Raw genomic sequence first — 21,009 nt, forward strand, 5'->3', positions numbered from 1 at the left:
CTCAGGGCATCCCCGCCCAGAACTCCAGTCGGTGCTCGGCCCGGTAGTCCGTGCCCTCGATCCGTCCGGGCGCCAGGGACTGGACGTGGCCCGCGCCGAAGGAAGGCCAAGCCGGCAGGTCGGCGCAAGCCGGGTCGCCGTGGGTGGCGAAGGCTGCCCAGTACCGGTTCATCGCGTCCGCGAGTTCCCGTTGTGCCGCCGACAGCGACGGACCGCCGGGGAGGTCGAACTGGTACGCCAGCTCACTGGCGTGCACGGGTCCGGCCGGCAACCCAGGCGCGATCGGTGGCGCGTCCAGGTCCGCGAACTCGTAGAACCACGTGTCGGCGTGCGCGGCGATGGTCTGGCCGAGGTCCCAAGCGGGCCGTGCCCAGGCTCGATCCGTGCAGATCCGCGCCCAGACGAGGCTCGGGGAGCGGTCGAGCGGGTAGCGCGCGGCGACGTCGTCCGCCGCGCCGCCGAACGCCTCGGAAAGCAATCGCGGGTAGCTCTCGGCGGTGACGGGGTTGCCGGCGAGGTCCGCGAACAGGCTGACGAAGAACCGCGCCTCGTCACGCGAGGTGCCCAGCATCAGCGGCACCCGGTGGAAGCGCCCGGCGGGCAACGCCTCCTCCGGTGACTCGGGCAGGACAGGCCCACCGAAGGCCGGCCGGATGAACGCGGCCGACGTCTGGAGCAGGTCCGCCACCGGAACCCGCCGGAGCTGCGCGAGAGCCGACTCGGGATCACCGCCCGGCGTGACCCAGCCGTGCTCGGCGGCGGTGGCGGCGCCGAATTGCTCCAGTTCGGCACTGGGCAGCCACCTCGGCGGCAGCGCCGGAACACCGGGGATGAGGGTGTGCGCGGGCGTCGAGCCCATGACCGCGAACGCGCTCTGGAGGATCGCGCGGTGGAACAGCCCGGCCGACGTGGGCGACACCAGGTGCGCCCCGATCATGAGCGCCCCGTACGACACCCCGACCAGGGTCACGTTCGCCGGATCGCCGCCGAACCGGGCGATCTCCCGCCGCACCCAGAGCAACGCTGCCCGCTGGTCCAGCAGACCGAAAGTCCCGCTGCCGGCGAGCCCCGGGTAGCCGAAGCACCCGAACACGCCGAGCCGGAAGTTCGGAGCCACCACGACGACGTCGCCGGTGACGGCGAGCCGTCGCGGGTCGCAGGCGGCAGCGGACCCGTTCGTCCCGCCACCGCCGTGCAGCAACACCAGAACGGGACGACCGGTGCCCGGCGTCGCGGGCACGGTGACGTCCAGCGTCAGGCAGTCCTCGTCGAGCGAGGTGACGTCCGCGAACGACTGGGCGGTCTGCGGGGCCGGGTTCCCGGGCACGGTCGCGTCCAGGACGCCGGACCAGGGCACGACCGGCGCGGGCGGACGCCATCGCCGCTCGCCGACCGGTGGCGCGGCGTAGGGGATCCCGCGGAACGACAGGTGTCCGTCGAACCGGTGGCCGCGGATCGCGCCGCCGCTCAGCCGCACGGTCACGGGCCCGGTCATCGCGAGCCGCCGAACACCATGCCGATGACCGGCCACAGCACGTCCCGCGCGGGGAACGCGTCCACGCCCGAGAGCGCGACCTGATCGGCCAACCCCTGCACGGTCGCGAGGATCGTGCGGGCGGCGAGCACGGGGTCGACACCGGGCTCGACCTCACCGCGTTCGATGCCGTCCTCGACCACTGCCGAGACGTAACCGAGCAGGTCACGGCCTGCCCGCCGGGCGACGTCGGCCAAACCGGGGTGGTGCGACGCCTGGGCCTGCAACCCCTGCCGGACGCGGTACTCGACGTCCCGCTCCGGGTCGAGCGGCAGCAGTTCGACCAGGCTGTCGAGCAGCACCTCCGCGATCGGAAGCCGGGCCGCCTCGCCATCGCGGACCCGAACCCGCACCCGCTCGCTCAGGCGCCGCGAGGCGTCCTCGTAGGCGAAGTGGAGCAGCACGTCCTTGCCTGCGAAGTAGTGCTGGATGAGCCCGACCGAGATCCCGGCCTCGGCCGCCACCCGGGAGAACGAGACGGCGGCGAACCCCTCCGCGGCGAGCAGGCGTTGGAACGCACGGGCGATCTGGGCCCGGCGCTGGTCATGATCGGCAACTCGCGGCATCCGGTTACCATACAGTCGTATTGCTATCGTCCCTCGACCGGATCGGAAGACACATGCGCGCCAACCTGCGCGGCGACCTGAAAGCGGCACTCAAGGGCCGGGACGTCGTCGCCGTCACCGCACTCCGCTCCGCCTTGGCCGCGATCGACAACGCCGAAGCCGTTCCCACCGACCACCCGTCGGCCGCAGCCCAGGGGAGTGAACACTTCGCGGGAGCGGCAAGCGGCCTCGGTGCGGCGGAAGCGGAACGCCGCCACCTCACCGAGGCCGACCTGCGGTCGATCGTCGAGAACGAGATCGGTGAACGCTCGGTCGCCGCCGCCGAGTACGACCGGCTGGGCCGCACCGACCTCGCCGACCGCCTCCGCGCCGAAGCCGAGGTCCTGAGCCGGTACCTGCCACTCTGACGATTGACGATCAAGGGGGAATCCCGCCGCTCGGCCGCCCCCAGAGCACGCCGAGCGGCGGGACGATTCAGGACAGCGCGCACTCCGTGGCGTTCACCGCCGCCGGACGAGGCACCGTCGCGGACGCCGGGGGTCGGGTGCCGGACGACAACCACCCCTCCAGCGCCGCGAACGCCGACCGGTGGCACGGCGTCAACGGCCGCAGCCGGTCCGGGAACGCGTCGAACAGCGAGTCCACGTGCGTCCCGCCCTCGATCCGGTAGTAGCGGAACAGCGCGCCACGACCCGCCGCCCGCACCATGTCCGCGTACACGTCGGAGTCCTGCGAGATCGGCAGCAGCGTGTCCAACGTGCCGTGCAACGTGAGCAGCGGCCGTCCGATCCGCCCCGTCAACGCGATCCGCGACACCGCCCGCTGCGCCTCCGGCCGCGAGAAGTAGTCGTAGTCCGCGTCGCACGACGGTGTGCCGGGCGCGCAGAACGGCGTGCCGGCCACCGTGTCACCGTCCCACGTCGGGTCCAGCTCCTCGCGGTAGATCCGCTGGGTCAGGTCCCAGTAGTACTGGTGGTGGAACGCCCACAGGAACTCCGACTCGGCGGGGAACCCGGCCGCCGCCATCGCCGCCTTGTCACCGGTCGGGTACCCCGTCAACACCGGCGGCAGGAACGTCAGCAGGTTCGGGCCGTTCGCGGACCACAGCGTGCCCTCCCAGTCCACGCCGCCGTCGTACAGCTCGGGGTGGTTCTCCAGCTGCCACCGCACCAGGTAGCCGCCGTTGGAGATGCCGGTGGCCAGCGTGCGCGACGGCGGCCGGCAGTACCGCTGCGCCACCACGACCTTCGCCGCACGGGTCAGCTGCGTGACCCGGTGGTTCCACTCCACGATCGCGTCACCGGGCCGCTTGCCGTCCTGGTGGAACGCCGCACCGGTGTTGCCCTTGTCGGTGGACGCGAACGCGTACCCGCGGGCCAGCACGAAGTCGCTGATGGCGCGGTCGTTGGCGTACTGCTCGCGGACGCCGGGGGAGCCGGCCACGACGAGGCCGCCGTTCCAGCGCTCCGGCAGCCGGATCACGAACTGCGAGTCGTGCGCCCAGCCGTTGTTGGTGTTGCCGGTGGACGTGTCGGGGAAGTAGCCGTCCACCTGCGTCCCGGACACCGGCGTGGGCGCGGGCAGACCGGCCGGGGTGAGCCCGGCCCAGTCGGCGGGATCGGTGCGCCCGCCCGCGGTGGACAGGTCGGCGAGGTGGGTCGGTTCCTGGTGCGCGGCACCGGGAACGCGCAGGGGCCCGCATCCTTGGGCGGACGCGGGAACGGCCTGCGCCGTCGTCGCGAGGAGCGCTGCGATCAGCGGAACGGCGATGTTCACCCATGGCACGGTAAGTCGCTCCGCGTGGCCGCGTAATGGGTCCGGTCGCCATGCCGAACGCGGCCGATGTGGTGCGCCGCGCCATCGTGCCGCTCGGGGAGGACTTCTACGGTCGAGAAGCGGACAAGGAGGTCCGCATGCGCGTACTGACATTGATCGCCCTGCTGTCGGCAACCCTGCTGATCGCGCCGCAGGCCAACGCCGCGACCGTCACCGAAGTGCCGTTGTTCGGGTCGAACCCCGGGAACCTGAAGATGTTCCGCTACGTGCCGGACGGCCTGCCCGCCGGCCGACCGCTGGTGGTGGTGCTGCACGGCTGCACCCAGGACGCCCGCTACGGCACGTCCAGCGGCTGGGTGTCGCTGGCGGAACGGCTCAGGTTCGCCGTCGTGCTGCCGCAGCAGCAGAGCACGAACAACTACAACAAGTGCTTCAACTGGTTCCAGGCCGCGGACACGACCCGCGGTTATGGCGAGGTCGCGTCGATCGCGTCGATGGTGACGCGGATGAAGGCCGACTTCGGCACGTCGACCAGCTACGCCACCGGCTTGTCCGCGGGCGGTGCGATGACGTCCGTGCTGCTGGCCACGTACCCGGAGGTGTTCTCGGGTGGCGGGGTGGTGGCCGGGCTGCCGTTCGGCTGCGCCACCACCATGGTCGACGCGTTCAGCTGCATGAACCCGGGCAAGAACCTGACCGCCCGGCAGTGGGGCGACAAGGTGCGCGCGGCGACGTCCCACCGGGGCCCGTGGCCGACCATGACGGTGTGGCACGGCACCGCGGACTACACCGTCGCGGTGGCCAACCAGCGGGAGATCGTGGAGCAGTGGACCGACGTGCACGGCGCAGACGCCACCGCTGACGTCACCGACACCGTGGCGGGTTACCCCCATGCGGTGTACCGCGACAGCGGTGGGTCACCAGTGGTCGAAACCCACACCGTCACCGGAATGGGTCATGGTCAACCGGTGGATCCGGGCACCGCGGCCCACCAATGCGGCACCGCGACCGCGTATGTGCTGGATGTCAATGCCTGTGCGGCGTGGCACCTCGCCCAGCGGTGGAGGCTTTAGTCGCACGATCGGTGCGTTTCGATGACACGGGCACGGGTAGCTGAGTTGACCCAGCGAAGTTCGCACTGCCAGGTGATTTACGTTCACCCGGCGTGAGGTGTCTGCTTCCGGGGTGACTGAGCAACGGCGCTCGACGCGCGAGGACCAGGAGTGGGACCTGATCCGGCGCATTCAGAACCTCGCCCACAAGGCCGAACGCACCGCGTTCGACCATTCGAACCTCGTCGGTCCGCCACCGTCCCAGCACCACTTGGACATCCTGGCGGAGATCCGTGCGCTGACCGAGCAGGCGGTGGCGCAGCGGATGCCGAGACCGGCCACCCTCCCGCGCCAAGCGGAGCCGGTCGAGGGCAAGAAGGTGTCCGCCCCCGTCCACTAGACAGCCGCCGCGGGCTGGGCCTGCTCCCAGCCCGCACGGCCCCGTGCCGCTAGCGACGCCGTCAGCGACGCGAGTCAGCGACGCCGGACGAGCTTCACCAACCCCTTGAACGTCTCCTCCAGGCCGGAGGAGAACGGGTTGTCGTTGACCAGGTAGGTCCAGGTGGTGTTCGGCCGCTGCACGCCCGCCTCGGCCAGGTGCGCGCCGTCCGCGTCGATCTCCACCTTGGCGAAGGTCTCCTCCGCCTCGTCCCACGCGTCCGGGATGATCTTGTGGAAGGCCGGGATGGCCTCCCGGTGGAACTCGTCCAGCGGGTTCTGCCGCGCCAGCGCCCGCAGGTGGATGCCCTCGCGCAGGTCGGTCAGGAACGTCAGGTGGTCGCTCCACCGCTGGTCCAGGTGGTGCAGCGCGATCAGCCTCGCCGCCTTGACCTTGACCTCCTCGTCCAGGTCCTTCAGGTCGAGCGTCTTGTCCGCGTTCCGCTCGGACAGCTCCTTCCACGCGGCGTCCGTGGTGAGCAGCTTGTCCCGGAACTCGAGCAGCAGCTGGCGCTGGTGCTCGATCAGCTTGTTGTACCGCCAGGTGTTGCGGTGGATCTCCAGGTGGACGCCCTCGGCGACGCGCTGCGCGTGCTCCACGGTGTGCAGCGTGCCCGCGTCCGTGATGCGGCCGTCCTCGTCCACCTCGGCCGGCTCGTCGTGGTCCGGCACGTACTGCGTGACCAGCTCGTCCTGCAACGACGAGAAGAACACCGAGCCGCCCGGGTCGCCCTGACGTCCGGCGCGACCGCGCAGCTGGTCGTCCAGTCGGCTGCTGGAGTGCCGGCCGGTGCCGATCACGTAGAGGCCGCCCAGTTCGGCGATGCGCTCCCGGTCGGTCGAGTCGTGGCCGCCGAGCCGGATGTCCGTGCCGCGGCCCGCCATCTGGGTGGACACGGTGACCCGCTGGAACGAGCCCGCGTCGGCGATGATCGAGGCTTCCTCGGCGTCGTTCTTCGCGTTGAGGACGACGCAGTCGAGGCCGGCGTCGGCGAGCTTGCGGGACAGCCGCTCCGACTCGGCCACGTCGAGGGTGCCGACGAGGATCGGGCGCCCGCTCTCGTGCGCCTCCTTGATCTCGGCGACGATCGCGGCTTCCTTCTGCTCCAGCGTCGTGTACAGCCGGGGCGCCTCGTCCTCCCGGATCGTCTCCACGTTCGGCGGGATGACCAGCACTTCCAGCTTGTAGAAGTCGCGCAGCTGCTCGGCGACGGCCACCGCGGTGCCCGTCATGCCGCACACCGACGGGTAGCGGTTGAGCAGCGCCTGGACGGTGATCGAGTCCAGCACCTCGCCCGCGTCCGTGGTCGCCACGTTCTCCTTCGCCTCGACCGCCGCCTGGAGGCCGTCGGGCCAGCGCTGGAGCTTCGCGATCCGGCCGCGGGTGTCGTTGATCAGGTGCACCTTGCCGTCGCGGACGATGTAGTCCACGTCCCGGTGCAGCAGGACCTGCGCGTGCAGGGCCACGTTGACCTTGCTCAGCGTGGTGGAGACGTGCTCGTCGGAGTACAGGTCGATGCCGCCGAGCTGGCGTTCGACCAGCTCGCTGCCCGCGCCGGTGAGGTAGACGTTGCGCTCTTCGTCGTCGATCTCGAAGTGCAGGTCGCGGCGCAGTCGCTTGACCAGGTCGGCCAGCGCCGGGTCGACCGCCGGGCCCGCGGTGGAGCCCGCCAGGACCAGCGGCACGCGTGCCTCGTCCACCAGGACCGAGTCGGCCTCGTCCACCAGGGCGACGCGCGGCGCGGGCACGATGCGGTCGTCCACGTCCGTGGCCAGCCGGTCGCGCAGCATGTCGAAGCCGATCTCGGAGACCGACGCGTAGGTGACTTCGGCCTGGTAGGCGGCGCGGCGCTCGTCGGGCTTGGAGCTCTGGTCGAGCCAGCCGACGGTCACGCCGAGGAGCCGGTAGAGCGGGCCCATCCAGTCGGCGTCGCGCTGGGCGAGGTAGTCGTTCACCGAGACCACGTGCACCTGGTCGCCGCGCAGCGCGAAACCGGCCGCGGCGATGGCGCCGGAGAGGGTCTTGCCCTCACCGGTGGCCATCTCGACCACGTGACCCTCCATGAGACCGAGGGCGCCGAGGATCTGCACGTCGAACGGGCGCAGGCCCAGCGCGCGGTCCGCCGCCTCCCGGCCGAGCGCGCACACCTCGACCAGTTCGGGACGGCCGAAGGTCTCTTTGCCACGCAGCCCGGCCGCCGCGGCGGTCAGCTCCTCGTCGCTGAGCTTCTGCACGCGTTCGGCCTGCTCGTTGACCTCGTCGAGCAGCTTCCGGTAGGGCGTGAGGTCGGCGGAGCCGGGCTTCTGCGCGAACCGACGCAGCCGCTGCTTGAAGCGTCCCAGGAGAGTGGTCACGGCACGGCAACGTACGGCAAGCGCCCAACGTTCCGCACGTCACCCGTTTGACAGTTCACGATTTCACCCTGCTCTGGTTACTCGCGGTGATGAGTCTCTCGCAGTCCGAGTGCCGATGCCAGCGTCACCACACCCATGACCAGCAGGAACGCGGACACGGAAGCGGACGAGCCGGTGGTGACGAGCAGTGCCGTCATGATGAACGGTGTGCCGCCGCTGACCAGGATCGACGCCAACTGGTACGCCAGCGACGCGCCCGAGTACCGCACGTGCGGCTCGAACAGCTCCGCCAGGTACGCCGCCACCGGCCCGTAGACCAGGCTCGACGCCACCCCGCCCACGGCCAGCGCGACGAAGATCAGCCCCAGCGACGCCGTGTCGATCAGCCAGAAGTACGGGAACGCCCACAAGATCAACCCCACCGCGCCCACCACGATCAGCGGACGCCTGCCGTGCCGGTCCGACCACCGCCCGGCCAGCAGGATCACCGGCACGCTGAGCGGCGACGACAGCAACGTCACCACCAGCACCGAGTTGCGCGCCAACCCCAGCTCACGGGTCGAGTAGTCGAGCACACCCGCGATGCTCACGTAGAAGATCGCGTTGGACGCGAACATCAGCCCGGAGCCGAGCAGCACCGTCCGCCAGTGCGTCCGCAGCACCTCCCGCAACGGCGCGGGGGCCGCCACCGCGGGCGCCTCCGCACGCCGCTCCTTGATCTCCCGGAACACCGGGCTGTCCTCCACCTTCAGCTGGATGAACAGCACCACTGGGAACAGCAGCGCGCTCGCCAGGAACGGCACCCGCCACCCCCACGCGGCGAAGTCGGCCGGCGGCACGGTCGCGCCCACGACGAGGAACGCCACGTTGCCCAGGATCACGCCCAGCGGCACACCGGCCTGCCCGAACGTCCCGGCGAACCCGCGCTTGTCCGGCCCAGCGGTCTCGGTCAGCAGCAGCACGACGCCGCCCCACTGCCCACCGACCGCGATGCCCTGCACGAACCGCAGCAGCACCAGCAGCACCGGCGCCAGCACACCCAGCGTCGCGCTGGTCGGCAGCAGACCGATCAGGAACGTCGCCGCCGCCATCATCCCCAGGCACGCCACCAGCGCGGGCTTGCGGCCGAACTTGTCGCCGACGTGCCCGAACACCAGCCCGCCGACCGGCCGCGCGATGAACCCGGCCCAGAACGTGCTGAACGAGAGGAGCAACCCGATCAGCGGCGACGCGTCGGGGAAGAAAAACTTCGGGAACACCAGCGCCGCGGCAGTGGCGAAAATGAAGAAGTCGTATCACTCAAGCGACGACCCGACGAGGCCGGCGGCCATGAGCTTGCGCAACGTGCGCCGCTCGGGAGGAGCGGTCGTGACCATGAAGAGTCCCTTTCACCAGGTGTCCACGAACGGGCGTTTCTTGCCGGTCCGGACCGGGGCCGGGTCGGGACCGGTGAGCAGGGTCGTGATCCAGCGCCGGGTGTCCGCCGGGTCGATCACGTCGTCGATCTCGTACGCGGACGCCACGTTGAGCGCCTTGCCGTGCTCGTAGGCGGCCGAGACCATCGCCTCGAACATCTCCTTGCGCTGCTCGGGGTCGTCGATGGCGTCCAGTTCCCGCCGGTACCCGAGCCGGACCGCGCCTTCCAGCCCCATCGGGCCGAACTCGCCGCTGGGCCACGACACGGCGAACAGCGGCACCTTCAAGCTGCCCGCCGCCATCGCCTGCGCGCCCAGCCCGTACGCCTTGCGCAGCGCCACGAACCCGAACGGCACGTCGAGGTTCGCGCCGGTCACGAGCATCCGCGTCAGGTGCCGCACGGTGGCGGTGCGCTCGGCGTCCGGCCCGACCATGAACCCCGGCGTGTCGCACAGGGACACCACCGGCAGGTCGAACGCGTCGCACAGCTGGAGGAACCGCGCCGCCTTGTCGGCCGAGTCCGCGTCGATCGCACCGCCCAAGTGCGCGGGGTCGTTCGCGATCAGCCCCAGCGGCCGGCCCTCGACGCGGACCAGTGCGGTGACCATGCCGCGGCCGAACTCGCGCCGCAGCTCCAGCACCGACCCGGCGTCCGCGACCGTCTCCACCACGGTCCGCACGTCGTACGCGCGCACCCGGTTCTCCGGCACGAGGTGCCGCAGCAGCCGCTGATCCGGGCACTCCCAGTTGTCAACGGGGCCTTGGAAGTACGAGAGGTACTTCTTGGCGACGTCGACGGCCTCGGCCTCGTCCGACACCAGCACGTCGATCACGCCGTTGGGCGACTGCACGTCGACCGGCCCGATCTCCTCCGGCCGGAACACGCCGAGCCCGCCGCCCTCGATCATCGCCGGGCCGCCCATGCCGATCGTCGCGTCACGGGTCGCGATCACCACGTCGCACGTGCCCAGCAGCACCGCGTTGCCGGCGAAGCACCGGCCGGACGCGATGCCGACCAGCGGCACCAAACCGGACAGCTTCGCGAACAGGTGGAACGCCATGCAGTCCAGCCCGCTGACGCCGCCGTGGTCGGTGTCGCCCGGACGACCGCCGCCACCCTCGGCGAACAGCACCACGGGCAGCCGCCGTTGCTCGGCGAGGGCGAACATCCGGTCCTTCTTGGCGTGGTTGCGCAGCCCTTGGGTGCCCGCGAGCACCGTGTAGTCGTAGGACATCGCGACGACCTGGCCGCCGTTCACCTTGCCGACGCCCGCGACCAGCCCGTCCGCGGGCGTGCGCTCGACCAGCTCGTCCAACGACCGCCGCCGGCGTTGCGCGGCGATGGTGAGGCCGCCGTACTCCACGAACTCCGTGCACAGGTCGGCGATGTTCTCCCGGACCGTCCGCCGACCCCGCGAGTGCCGCTTCTCCTCCGCCTCGGGACGCGAGAAGTCGTGCCGCGCCAACGTTTCCGCCAGGTCCGGCCGGACGTCGTCCAGGTCGAACTCGACGGCCTTCTCCTCGACCGCGACGTCCACGCCCTCGGCCAGCAACGCGCCTTCCGCGACCGTGTCACCGACCTCCACCAGCACCCGCGCGTCACCGATCGGCACGACGTGCTGCATCTTCATCGCTTCCACGACGACCGCGCCCGACTCGATCGCCACGACGGTTCCCTGCACGGGAGAGCGCGCGCCGGTGTCCTCACGCGGCAGCGAATCCACCAGACCCGTGTGTGCTTTCAGGACGTCCGGGTGGTCCAGCAGCCCGCGCAGGAAGCCGATGTTCGTCTTCGCACCGTCCACTGTGAACTCGTCCAGCGCACGGCGGGCGCGGCGCAGCGCGGTTTCCAGGTCGTCGGCGTGCACCACGACCTTCGCCAGCAACGGGTCGAAGTCGAGGCCCGCGCGGTAGCCGACGGACGCGTGCGTGTCGACGCGGACGCCCGGACCGGACGGCGGCACGAACGTCGACAGCCGTCCCGTCGTGGTCAGGCTGACCCGCAGTTGCAGCGCGCTGCCGCGTGGCGTGTGGGTCAGGTCGGGCTCGACCTCGGTCGCCAGCAGCAGTTGGGCCCGCACCAGGTCCAGCCCGGTGACCTGCTCGGTGACCGTGTGCTCGACCTGGAGGCGGGGATTGGCCTCCAGGAACGCGAACCGGCCGTCCGGCGCGACCAGGAACTCCACCGTGCCCAGCCCGGTGTACCGGACTGCACGCGCGATCGTCGCCGCCGCCTCGTGCAGCGCGGTGCGGAGGTCGGGGGAGAGGTCGGGGGCGGGCGCGATCTCGACCAGCTTCTGGTGCCGGACCTGCAACGAGCAGTCTCGGTCGCCGAGCACCGTCGTGCCGACCAGTTGCACCTCGACGTGCCGCGCCGGTTCGAGCAGCTCTTCCACGAACACCGTGCCGTCGCCGAACGCGGCCAGCGCCTCGGCCCGGCAGCGTTCGACGGCGGCCCGGAGGTCGGCGAGCCGCCGCACGACCCGCACTCCCTTGCCACCACCCCCGGCGACGGCCTTCACGACCACGGCGCCGTGCGTGCGGAAGAAGTCCTCGAACCCGTCCTCGGCGCCCGCGAGCACCGGCACGCCCACCTCGGTGGCCAGCGCGCGGGCCCGGCCCTTGTCGCCGAGCAGTTCCAGCACCTCGGGCGGTGGGCCGACGAACGTCAGCCCGGCCTCGGCGCACCGCCGCGCGAACCCGGCGTTCTCGGCCAGGAACCCGTAGCCGGGGTGGACCAGGTCGCACCCCTCGGCGGCGGCGAGCACCGCGTCCGCGTCCAGGTAGGAGCCGTGCAGCCGGACCGCGCGGTCGGCGAACCGGCCGTGGGCGTCATCGGAGTCGGTGACCAGGGCGACGGTGCGCCAGCCGAGGTCCGCGGCGGCGCGGAGCACTCGGACGGCGATCTCTCCCCGGTTGGCGACGAGCAGCGTGGGCACTTCGACCTCCTGAGCGACCGCTTAGTATGTGACCGCGGTCGCATAGTGACACCTGCGCTTAGCGTTCGTCCAGAGGGAACCGATGCCAGTACCGAGGCGTCCTTGGGACAATCAGCCCAAGGGCGTGACCGAAAAGCAGGCCAGGAGGCACCCACCGTGGTTTTCAAGAGGATGTTGCGCGCGTTCGGGGTCGGCGGTCCGTCCGTCGACACGGTGGTGGCCAACCCCAACGTCAGGCCCGGCGAGGTGCTGACCGGTGAGGTCCGCATCGCGGGCGGCGACCACCCGGTCGACATCGACCAGGTCAAGCTGTCGCTGGTCACCCGGGTCGAGGTGGAGAGCGGTGACAACGAACACAACCGCAACCTCGAGTTCGCGCGGGTCGTCGTCGCGCAGCGGGTGTCCGTCGCCGCCGGGCAGAACCTCGTGCTGCCGTTCCAGTTCCCGATGCCGCTGGAGACGCCGGTGACGGTGGTGCACGGGCAGCCGCTGCACGGGATGACGATGGGTCTGCGCACGGAGCTGGAGGTGCGCGGCGCGGTCGACCCCGGTGACCTCGACGCCGTCGCGGTGCACCCGATGCAGTCGCAGGAGCACGTGCTGAACGCGTTCGGCGCGCTCGGGTTCCGGTTCCAGCGGGCGGACAACGAGTCGGGGCGCATCCACGGCGTGCCGCAGCAGCTGCCGTTCTACCAGGAGATCGAGTTCCTGCCGCCCGGCCAGTTCCTGAGCAAGATCAGCCAGCTGGAGCTGACGTTCGTGGCCGACCCGCACCGGCTGTACGTGGTGCTGGAGGCGGACCGCCGCGGCGGGCTGTTCCGGGCGGGCGGGGACTCGTTCGGACACTTCGCCATGTCCCACGATGAGGTGATCCGCACGGACTGGGCGGCGCTGCTCCACCAGTGGATGGATCAGGTGTCCGGCAGGCGATCTTCCGGCGGTTATGGGTCGCACGGCGGTCACAGCGGCCACCACGGAGGTCACCATGGCGGGGGAATCGGGGCCGGCGGCGTGGTCGCTGGAGCTGCGGCCGGCGTTTTCGGTGGGATGATGATGGGCGAGGCCCTCGACGAGGTCGGGGACTTCTTCGAAGGCGACTAACCCGCAGGAGGCATAGTGGGCATCGGCGGTGTGATCAGCGCTCTGATCGTCGGCCTCATCATCGGTTTGCTGGGCAAGCTCATCGCCCCGGGCAAGCAGGCCATCCCCATCTGGCTGACCATTATTGTCGGCATCGTGGCGGCGTTCCTGGGCACGTTCCTCGCCCGGGCTCTCGGCGTGGAGGACACGCCCGGCATCGACTGGATCGAGATCATCGTGCAGGTGATCATCGCCGCCATCGGCGTCAGCCTCGTCGCAGGCTTCTACGGCAAGAAATCCGTCCGCTAGCCCCGGATCGGACCAGCAGGGCCTCCCGGAACGTTCCGGGAGGCCCTGCCCCGTCCGCGTGAGTCCTACGTTCAGGCCCCGTGAGTCCTACGTTCAGGACCCCCGAATTCAACGCTCAGAACACCCGCCGGTCGCCGGTCGCGCCGCGCGGGCCGCACCTGAGCGTTGAACTCAGGGGTTCTGAACGTAGGACTCACGCGTTCTGAACGTAGGACTCACGGGGGGCGCCGAGCATGCGGAGGACGAGGTCGGCGTAGAGGTCGCCGATCTCGGCGGGGGTGCGGCGGCCGGCGGGCTGGTACCAGCGGGCCACGTCGATGCACAGCGAGAGCACGGCCAGCGTCGCGCCGCGCACGTCGGGGACTTCGAACACACCGGCGTCGACACCGGCCGAGATCATCTCCCGCACCGCCGCCTCGATCCGGCGACGCAGCACGACCACCTCCGCCAGGTGCTCCGGCGTCAACGCGCTCAACTCGTACTGGACGACCCGCGCCGTCGTGTGGAACTCGGCGTGCCACGACGCGAAAGCCCGCACCGCCGACGCCAACCGCACCACCGGGTCCGGCTCCGACACGGCCGTCAGCACCGACAACGACGTGGCGTGCCCGACCCGGGAGATCTGGAACAGCAGCTCCTCTTTGGACCGGTAGTGGATGTACACGGCGGCGGGCGACATGCCGGCCTTCGCCGCGATGTCACGGGTGGTCGTCGCGTGGTACCCACGCACGGAGAACGCGGCGGCGGCGGCGATCAGCATCCGCCGGGCCGCCGGTGGCTCGACCGAGGACCACGTCTCGTCCAGGAGCGCGAACTCATCACGGGTCGACGTCATGCACCTCTCCTTGACACGGGCCCGAACGATACCGCAGGCTAAGCGCACGCTTACGCCTAAGCAACCGCTTAGTATGGAGGATCCGAGAGTGCGCCGCACGCTGTTCGAACCCGACCACGAAGCGTTCCGCGAGACCGCGCAGGCGTTCTGCGACCGCACCCTCAAGCCGGACTACGAGAAGTTCGTCCAGCAGCGCCACATCGACCGGGACGTCTGGCTGGAGGCCGGCAAGCAGGGCCTGCTCGGCCTGGAGGTCCCCGAGGAGTACGGCGGCAGCGGCGCGAACGACTACCGGTTCAACGCCGTGCTCGGCGAGGAGCTGTCCAGGGTCAGCGCCGGCATGGCCTCCTGCCTGGGCATCCACGGCGACGTCGTGGCCCCGTACCTGGTCGACCTGTGCACCGAGGAGCAGAAGCAGCGCTGGCTGCCCCGGTTCTGCGCGGGCGAGATGACGACCGGCATCGGCATGACCGAACCGTCCGGCGGCTCCGACCTCGCGGCGCTCAAGAGCAACGCGGTCAAGCAGGGCACGGACTGGATCCTCAACGGCTCCAAGACGTTCATCACCAACGGCTTCTCCGCCGACATGATCGTGGTCGCCGCCCGCACCAGCCCGGAGAAGAAGGCCAGGGGCATCACCCTGTTCGCCGTCGAGACCGGCATGAAGGGCTTCGAACGGGGCCGCAAGCTGGACAAGGTCGGCCAGCCCGAGTCCGACACCGCCGAGCTGTTCTTCGAGGACGTGCGCGTCCCGCAGGAGAACGTCATCGGCGACGTCGACCAGGGCTTCATCTACATGATGGAACGCCTGCCCCAGGAACGCCTCGGCGGCGCGATCTCCAACCTCGCCCACGCCAAGCAGATCCTGCTGGAGACGATCGCCTACGTGAAGGAGCGCAAGGCGTTCGGCCAGGCCATCGGCTCGTTCCAGCACAACAAGTTCACCCTCGCGGAGCTGGTCACCAAGATCGACGTGACGCAGGCGTTCCTGGACCAGTGCACCGACGCGCACACCCGGCGCGAGCTGACCGCCGTGGACGCGGCGAAGGCCAAGTGGTGGAGCGCGGACGTGCAGAACGACGTCATCGACGCGTGCGTGCAGCTGCACGGCGGCTACGGCTACATGACCGAGTACCGCGTGGCCCGCGCCTGGATGGACGCCCGCGTGACGCGGATCTGGGCCGGCTCCAACGAGATCATGAAGGAACTCATCGGCCGCGACCTCGGCCTCTAAGGAGACCCCGCCATGCCCGAGGCTGTCATCGTCGCCACCTCCCGTTCCCCGATCGGCCGCGCCCGCAAGGGCTCGCTGGTCGACCTCCGCCCGGACGACCTGGCCGCGCAGATCGTCGGCGCCGCGCTGGACCAGGTCCCCGCGCTGGACCGCAAGGACATCACCGACCTGCACATGGGCTGCGCCGAGCCGCAGGACGAGCACGGCCAGAACGTGGCCCGCCGGGTCGCCGTCCAACTCGGACTGGACGGCTTGCCCGGCACCACCGTCAACCGGTTCTGCGCGTCCTCGGTGCAGACCACGCGGATGGCGTTCCACGCGATCAAGGCCGGCGAGGGCCACGCGTTCATCAGCGCAGGCGTTGAGTGCGTCTCCCGCTACCGGCAGGGCGACCCGCACCAGAACCCGCTGTTCGACGAGGCCCGCGCACGCACCGAGCACACCGCGCAGTCCAACGAGCTGTGGCACGACCCGCGCGACGACGGCAAGCTGCCGGACTACTACATCTCGATGGGCCAGACCGCCGAGAACGTCGCCACCCTGCTCGGCATCAGCCGCCGTGACCAGGACGAGTTCGGCGTCCGCTCGCACAACCTGGCCGAGAAGGCCATCGCGGACGGCTTCTTCGACCGCGAGATCACCCCGGTGACGCTCCCGGACGGCACGGTCGTCGCCACCGACGACGGCCCCCGCAGAGGGGTCACCTACGACGCCGTCTCGGCGCTCAACCCGTCGTTCCGTCCACAAGGGACGGTGACGCCCGGCAACTGCTGCCCCCTCAACGACGGCGCGGCGGCGGTGGTCGTCATGAGCGCCACCAAGGCGAAGGAACTGGGCCTGACCCCGTTGGCGCGCATCGTGTCCACCGGTGTGTCCGGCCTGTCGCCCGAGATCATGGGCCTCGGCCCGGTCGACGCCACCAAGCAGGCGCTCGCGCACGCGAACATGACGATCGACGACATCGACCTGGTCGAGATCAACGAGGCGTTCGCCGTGCAGGTGCTGGGCAGCCAGCGCGCGCTCGGCATCGACATGGACAAGCTGAACGTGCACGGTGGGGCGATCGCGCTCGGTCACCCGTTCGGCTCCACCGGCGCCCGCATCATGACCACCCTGATCAACGGGATGCGCAGCCGGGACGCGCAGTTCGGGCTGGAGACGATGTGCGTCGGCGGCGGTCAGGGCATGGCGATCATCCTGGAGAGGTTGAGCTGAATGGGAATCCTGGACAAGTTCCGGCTGGACGGGCAGGTCGCGATCGTCACCGGCGCGTCCTCGGGCCTGGGTGTGGCGTTCGCCAAGGGCCTGGCCGAGGCGGGCGCGGACGTCGTGCTCGCGGCCCGGCGGGTGGACCGGCTGAAGGAGACCGCGAAGCTGGTGGAGGGCGCCGGCCGCCGTGCGCTGATCGTGCAGGCCGACGTGGCGCAGCCGGACGACTGCCGTGAGGTCGCCCGTGCCGCCGCCGAGTTCGGCGACGTCCGCGTGCTGGTGAACAACGCGGGTGTGGCGTCGGCGGTGCCCGCGTCCCGGGAGACGCCCGAGCAGTTCCTCGGCGTCATGGACGTCAACCTCAACGGCGCGTACTGGATGGCGCAGGCGGCGGCGGCCGTGATGACCGACGGCGGGTCGATCATCAACGTGTCCAGCGTGCTCGGCATCATCTCCGGCGGCCTGCCGCAGGCCGCGTACTCCGCGTCGAAGGCCGGTCTGCTCGGGCTGACCCGCGACCTGGCGCAGCAGTGGACCGGTCGCAAGGGCATCCGGGTCAACGCGCTCGCGCCCGGCTACTTCGGCTCCGAGATGACCGACCAGTACCCCGACGGCTACCTCGAATCGCACATCGCACGGCTGCCGATGGGCCGAGTGGGCGATCCGGAAGAGCTTGCGGCAGCAGTGGTGTTCCTCGCTTCGGCGGCAGGCGGCTACACCACCGGTGCGACGTTCGTGGTGGACGGCGGTGCGACGATCGGGGGCTGAACCCCGACTTGTGACCCACGGCGGCGGCACGGCGATCTAGCCTGGAGACAGGGGAGATCGCCGTCCGCACGGGGGAGTTCCGTGGTCGCGAAGAGCTCGACCGAAGAACCCAGCTTCGCCATCCTCGACCCGCCCAGATCGGCGTTCCGGCGCAGGCGCTTCCTGCTGCCGTTCGGAGTGTCGGCGGGCATCGCGTTGGCCGGCGCGATCGCGTTGTTCGCGTCCGGCACGGTGGCGCTGCCGTTCCAGCAGATCACCGTCGTGACCGCCATGATGGCCTCGAAGTCGGTGTACTTCCAGGATTCCGAGGTGCGCCGGATCCTGATGGCCAACGGCGTCGACGTGCGCGTCTCCGACTCGGGCGGCTCCCGGGAGATCGCCCGTGACCGGCAGGAACGCGTCCGCGAGTTCGACTTCGTGATGCCGTCCGGGCAGGCGGCGGCCGAGTTGATCCGGGACCGGTTCGGCGGCCGGGTGTACTTCCCGTTCGCCAGCCCGCTCGTGCTGGGCGCGTTCAGGGAGTACGCCGAGGCGCTGGAAGCCGAAGGGGTCGCGAAGGGCCAGAAGGGCGATCTCTACTACACGCTCGACATGACCGCGTTCGTCAAGCTGTCGCTGCCCGACGACGGGGGAGCGCCGAAGACCTGGAACAAGCTGAAGCAGTCCGTCGACAACCGCAACCAGATCGTCGCGCAGTCGCCCAACCCGTGCGATTCCTACTCCGGCTCGGCGTGGCTCGGGCTGGTCGCGTTCGCCGCCAACGACTCCGCCGCGCCGACCGACAAGAACGCGCTGGAGGTCGCCCGGCGGGTCAAGCCGGTGTTCGAGATCGAGGGCCTGCACGGCTCCGGCATCGGCACCACGTTCTTCTACCCGGACGGCCGCACCAGCGCGCCGGTCGGCGTCATGTACGAGCACCAGTACATGGCGCACCAGTTCGCGACGGTGGCGCGCACCGGCAAGCCCGACCCGGAACGGGTCCTGCTCTACCCCGACACGCACCACCGCACCGAGCCGTGGCTGATCGCGTTCAGCCCGGCGGGCGAACGGGTCGGCGACCTGATCCGCAACAACGCCGACCTGCGCCGACGTGCCCTGGAACTGGGGTTCCGGCTGGACAACCAGGACTCCACCGCGCTGCCGGACCTGCTGAAGGAGCGCGGTCTGCCGGAGCCGGTGCTGAGCCTCACCGAGGGGTTCCTGCCCAAGCCGCCGGACCTGGAGACGATGATCAGGGAGGTCGGCCGCTGCCCGGAGATCCGGGTGCCCATATGAGGCGGCCCGTCTTACTCCTCGTGGCCGCCGCCGTCCTGGCCGGCTGCACGTCCGGCAAGCCCGAGCCGACCACGTTGACCGTGCTGGCCAGCTCGGAGTTGGCCGATCTCTCGTCCGTGCTCGCCGACCTGCGCCGGGACACCGGGGTGGAGTTGAAGCTCGACTACGAGGGCACGGTCCGGGCCAGCGAGGAGCTGGCGGCGGGAGTCGACCACGACCTCGCGTGGCTGTCCACGAACCGGTACCTGAAGCTGAAGAACGTCGACCTGCCGCCGTCCGCCACGACGATGCTGTCGCCGCTGGTGCTGGGCGTGAAGGCGGGCAAGGCGGAGGCGTTGCGGGGTGCGTCGTGGGCCGAGGTGGCCGGGCGTGCGGCGGCGGGGGAGTTGCGGTTCGGCATGGCCGACCCGCGGGTGTCCGGTAGCGGCATGGCGGCGCTGATCGGCGTGGCGACGGCCGCGGCGGGCACGGGAGCGGCGTTGCGGTCCGAGGACGTCACCTGCGACAAGCTCCAGGGCTTCCTCACCGGACGGGCGTTCGGCGCGTCCGGCGCGGCGGAGGTCGTGGACGAGTACGTGAAGCGGCAGGACGACGTGGACGCCGTGGTGACGTACGAGTCGGCGGTGTTGTCGCTGAACGCGTCCGGTCAGCTGCGCGAGCCGTTGGAGGTCGTGTACCCGCGGGACGGGATCGTGCTGTCGGACTACCCGTTGATGCTGCTCAAGCCGGACAAGCGGGCCGCCTACGACCGGGTGGTGGAGTGGCTGCGCTCGCCGTCCGCCCAGCGGGCGATCATGGAACGCACCTCGCGCCGGCCGGTGGACCCGCAGGTCGAGCGCACGGAGGAGCTGCGTGAGCCGATCGGCACCGCGCTGTACTTCCCGGGCAAGCAGGAGGTGGTGGACGCCCTGCTCGCCGCCTACGACCGCGCGGGCGAACCGGGGCGCGTGGTGTTCGTGCTCGACCACTCGACGTCCATGGCCGGCGGGCGGATCGCGGGGCTGCGGGAGGCGTTCGCGACGTTGAGCCGGGCGGGCGGGTTCGACCAGTTCAGGGTGGGGGAGACGGTCGTGCTCGTGCGGTTCGCGGGGACCGTGAAGGAGGAACGCAGCGTCGTGGTCCGGGGCGCGGCGGACCTGGAAGCGCTTGCCGGCGCGCTGGCGTCGGCCGAACTGGCGGACGACGGCACCGCGATCTGGTCGGCGCTGGACCACGCGTACCGGATCGTCGGCGACGGCACGGTCGTGCTGATGACCGACGGCGAGAACAACGCCGGGATGAGCGCGGACGACTTCCTCGCCGCGTGGCCGAACCCGCCGGCGCGCACGTACGCGATCCGGTTCGGCGAGGCCGACCCGGTGGAGCTGGACCGGGTGGCGCGGGCGACCGGCGGGCGGGTGGTGGACGCCGGTTCGGGGTCGCTGCTGGAGGCGGTGAAGGAGATCCGTGGCTGTCGATAGAGGACTGTGGTGGTCGGTGTGGTGGCCGTGGGCGGTCGTGTGGATCGTCACCGTGCTGGCGCTCGTGGTGGCCATCGGGGTGGCGGTGGTGACCTGGCGCGCGGCACGCCGGTCCGACGCGCGGCCGACGTTGGGCGTGCCCGTCTACCTGGACGGGAAGGCAGTGCTGCACATCGTCGCCACCGGCCGGTTCGGCATCGAGCGGCTGCCCGCGGAGATCATCTCGCGGGCCGTGCTGACGAAGGACGGCAAGATCTCCATCCCGTGGCTGGGCAACTCGGGCGCCGACGTCGCCACCACCCGCGAGGAGATCAAGTCCTATCAGAAGACCTACGAGCCGATCGACCTGATCGGTGAGCTGATGGAAGGGCTGGAGCACCGGAACGACCTGCTGCACGTCGACCTGGACGAGCGCACGTTGTTGCGCAACACGGCCTTGGAACAGGCCGAGTCGGGCCCGCCCGCCCGTTCCTTGAAGCTGCGGCGGATCCAGCGCTTCGTGTCCATGCAGGGTGTGTTCCGGGTGGTCCAGCAGCAGAACGGCATGACGGTGCTGCTGGCGCCGGTGGGCGACCCGGACGACCCGGAAGAGGGGCCGCAGGTTCGGGTCGAGTGCAGCGACGACTGGCTGCTGCGCGACTCCGTGCCCGAGGGGACGTTCAACGCGCGGTGCGTGGGCAAGGTGCAGCGGTGGAAGGCCGATACGGAGGAGCTGGTCGTGCTGCCGATCGCGATGTTCCAGTGAGCCGGCGTGCGATGCTTT

18 protein-coding genes are annotated in these 21,009 nt (G+C 70.6%); 11 read left to right on the forward strand and 7 right to left on the reverse strand.

Annotated elements, in window-relative coordinates:
* Nucleotide 1: 1 nt before the first annotated feature.
* Both F4560_RS42375 and F4560_RS42380 read right to left on the reverse strand, forming a co-directional pair.
* Entirely contained in the window at nucleotides 2–1,495 is a 1,494-nt protein-coding gene (locus F4560_RS42375) for a carboxylesterase/lipase family protein (RefSeq protein ID WP_184928638.1), read from the reverse strand.
* A complete protein-coding gene (locus tag F4560_RS42380) occupies nucleotides 1,492–2,100 on the reverse strand; it encodes a TetR/AcrR family transcriptional regulator (RefSeq protein WP_184928639.1) in 609 nt (202 codons plus the stop codon). Before F4560_RS42380 ends, F4560_RS42375 begins: the two co-directional genes overlap by 4 nt.
* A 53-nt stretch (nucleotides 2,101–2,153) precedes the next feature.
* Between F4560_RS42380 and F4560_RS42385 the strand changes: the two genes are divergently transcribed.
* On the forward strand, nucleotides 2,154–2,507 hold the full coding sequence (locus F4560_RS42385) for a GatB/YqeY domain-containing protein (protein ID WP_184928640.1): 354 nt from the start codon (nucleotides 2,154–2,156) through the stop codon (nucleotides 2,505–2,507).
* 67 nt (nucleotides 2,508–2,574) lie between these two features.
* Here the strand turns inward: F4560_RS42385 and F4560_RS42390 are convergent, their stop codons facing one another.
* The gene (locus tag F4560_RS42390) at nucleotides 2,575–3,876 is read right to left on the reverse strand and encodes a tannase/feruloyl esterase family alpha/beta hydrolase (protein ID WP_376775401.1); all 1,302 of its coding nucleotides are present in this window, start codon (nucleotides 3,874–3,876) and stop codon (nucleotides 2,575–2,577) included.
* Nucleotides 3,877–4,013: 137 nt separating this feature from the next.
* Between F4560_RS42390 and F4560_RS42395 the strand changes: the two genes are divergently transcribed.
* Together F4560_RS42395 and F4560_RS42400 are read left to right on the forward strand one after the other, a co-directional pair.
* The gene (locus F4560_RS42395) at nucleotides 4,014–4,949 is read left to right on the forward strand and encodes an extracellular catalytic domain type 1 short-chain-length polyhydroxyalkanoate depolymerase (protein WP_184928642.1); all 936 of its coding nucleotides are present in this window, start codon (nucleotides 4,014–4,016) and stop codon (nucleotides 4,947–4,949) included.
* Between the two features lie 112 nt (nucleotides 4,950–5,061).
* Complete coding sequence (locus F4560_RS42400) at nucleotides 5,062–5,328, forward strand: hypothetical protein (protein ID WP_184928643.1); 267 nt, start codon at nucleotides 5,062–5,064, stop codon at nucleotides 5,326–5,328.
* A gap of 74 nt (nucleotides 5,329–5,402) precedes the next feature.
* Here the strand turns inward: F4560_RS42400 and secA2 are convergent, their stop codons facing one another.
* The 3 genes from secA2 to F4560_RS42415 all read right to left on the reverse strand — a co-directional run bounded on the left by secA2 (nucleotide 5,403) and on the right by F4560_RS42415 (nucleotide 12,076).
* The gene (secA2, locus tag F4560_RS42405; protein WP_184928644.1) at nucleotides 5,403–7,721 is read right to left on the reverse strand and encodes an accessory Sec system translocase SecA2; all 2,319 of its coding nucleotides are present in this window, start codon (nucleotides 7,719–7,721) and stop codon (nucleotides 5,403–5,405) included.
* Between the two features lie 77 nt (nucleotides 7,722–7,798).
* On the reverse strand, nucleotides 7,799–8,980 hold the full coding sequence (locus tag F4560_RS42410) for an MFS transporter (protein ID WP_312869811.1): 1,182 nt from the start codon (nucleotides 8,978–8,980) through the stop codon (nucleotides 7,799–7,801).
* A gap of 129 nt (nucleotides 8,981–9,109) precedes the next feature.
* Nucleotides 9,110–12,076: an acetyl-CoA carboxylase family protein gene (locus tag F4560_RS42415; RefSeq protein ID WP_184928645.1), complete on the reverse strand. Its 2,967-nt coding sequence runs from the start codon at nucleotides 12,074–12,076 to the stop codon at nucleotides 9,110–9,112.
* Nucleotides 12,077–12,232: 156 nt separating this feature from the next.
* On the opposite strand from F4560_RS42415, the gene F4560_RS42420 reads away from it, so the two are divergent.
* Both F4560_RS42420 and F4560_RS42425 read left to right on the forward strand, forming a co-directional pair.
* Nucleotides 12,233–13,177, forward strand: a complete 945-nt coding sequence (locus F4560_RS42420; protein WP_312869812.1) for a sporulation protein — start codon at nucleotides 12,233–12,235, stop codon at nucleotides 13,175–13,177.
* A gap of 15 nt (nucleotides 13,178–13,192) precedes the next feature.
* A complete protein-coding gene (locus F4560_RS42425; protein WP_033442749.1) occupies nucleotides 13,193–13,465 on the forward strand; it encodes a GlsB/YeaQ/YmgE family stress response membrane protein in 273 nt (90 codons plus the stop codon).
* Between the two features lie 193 nt (nucleotides 13,466–13,658).
* Here F4560_RS42425 and F4560_RS42430 read toward each other — a convergent pair whose 3' ends face one another.
* Nucleotides 13,659–14,300 carry a TetR/AcrR family transcriptional regulator gene (locus F4560_RS42430; protein WP_184928646.1) on the reverse strand — a complete coding sequence of 214 codons (642 nt, stop codon included), beginning with the start codon at nucleotides 14,298–14,300 and terminating at the stop codon, nucleotides 13,659–13,661.
* Nucleotides 14,301–14,388: 88 nt separating this feature from the next.
* Between F4560_RS42430 and F4560_RS42435 the strand changes: the two genes are divergently transcribed.
* The 6 genes from F4560_RS42435 to F4560_RS42460 all read left to right on the forward strand — a co-directional run bounded on the left by F4560_RS42435 (nucleotide 14,389) and on the right by F4560_RS42460 (nucleotide 20,991).
* Nucleotides 14,389–15,534, forward strand: a complete 1,146-nt coding sequence (locus F4560_RS42435; RefSeq protein ID WP_184928647.1) for an acyl-CoA dehydrogenase family protein — start codon at nucleotides 14,389–14,391, stop codon at nucleotides 15,532–15,534.
* 12 nt (nucleotides 15,535–15,546) lie between these two features.
* Entirely contained in the window at nucleotides 15,547–16,749 is a 1,203-nt protein-coding gene (locus F4560_RS42440; RefSeq protein WP_184928648.1) for an acetyl-CoA C-acetyltransferase, read from the forward strand.
* The gene (locus tag F4560_RS42445) at nucleotides 16,750–17,511 is read left to right on the forward strand and encodes an SDR family NAD(P)-dependent oxidoreductase (protein ID WP_184928649.1); all 762 of its coding nucleotides are present in this window, start codon (nucleotides 16,750–16,752) and stop codon (nucleotides 17,509–17,511) included.
* Nucleotides 17,512–17,592: 81 nt separating this feature from the next.
* A complete protein-coding gene (locus tag F4560_RS42450; RefSeq protein WP_184928650.1) occupies nucleotides 17,593–18,786 on the forward strand; it encodes a hypothetical protein in 1,194 nt (397 codons plus the stop codon).
* Nucleotides 18,783–20,246, forward strand: a complete 1,464-nt coding sequence (locus F4560_RS42455) for a vWA domain-containing protein (RefSeq protein WP_184928651.1) — start codon at nucleotides 18,783–18,785, stop codon at nucleotides 20,244–20,246. Before F4560_RS42450 ends, F4560_RS42455 begins: the two co-directional genes overlap by 4 nt.
* Complete coding sequence (locus F4560_RS42460; RefSeq protein WP_184928652.1) at nucleotides 20,233–20,991, forward strand: hypothetical protein; 759 nt, start codon at nucleotides 20,233–20,235, stop codon at nucleotides 20,989–20,991. The genes F4560_RS42455 and F4560_RS42460 overlap by 14 nt, the downstream gene beginning before the upstream one ends.
* Nucleotides 20,992–21,009 lie beyond the last annotated feature (18 nt).

The sequence above is a fragment of the Saccharothrix ecbatanensis genome (genome assembly GCF_014205015.1).
Lineage (GTDB): Bacteria > Actinomycetota > Actinomycetes > Mycobacteriales > Pseudonocardiaceae > Actinosynnema > Actinosynnema ecbatanense.

Excerpts from the sequence above, each read along its gene's own strand:
- F4560_RS42375 (WP_184928638.1), bottom strand. The coding sequence starts at position 1,495 with ATGACCGGGCCCGTGACCGTGCGGCTGAGCGGCGGCGCGATCCGCGGC.
- F4560_RS42380 (WP_184928639.1), bottom strand. The coding sequence starts at position 2,100 with ATGCCGCGAGTTGCCGATCATGACCAGCGCCGGGCCCAGATCGCCCGT.
- F4560_RS42385 (WP_184928640.1), top strand. The coding sequence starts at position 2,154 with ATGCGCGCCAACCTGCGCGGCGACCTGAAAGCGGCACTCAAGGGCCGG.
- F4560_RS42395 (WP_184928642.1), top strand. The coding sequence starts at position 4,014 with ATGCGCGTACTGACATTGATCGCCCTGCTGTCGGCAACCCTGCTGATC.
- F4560_RS42430 (WP_184928646.1), bottom strand. The coding sequence starts at position 14,300 with ATGACGTCGACCCGTGATGAGTTCGCGCTCCTGGACGAGACGTGGTCC.
- F4560_RS42440 (WP_184928648.1), top strand. The coding sequence starts at position 15,547 with ATGCCCGAGGCTGTCATCGTCGCCACCTCCCGTTCCCCGATCGGCCGC.
- F4560_RS42445 (WP_184928649.1), top strand. The coding sequence starts at position 16,750 with ATGGGAATCCTGGACAAGTTCCGGCTGGACGGGCAGGTCGCGATCGTC.
- F4560_RS42455 (WP_184928651.1), top strand. The coding sequence starts at position 18,783 with ATGAGGCGGCCCGTCTTACTCCTCGTGGCCGCCGCCGTCCTGGCCGGC.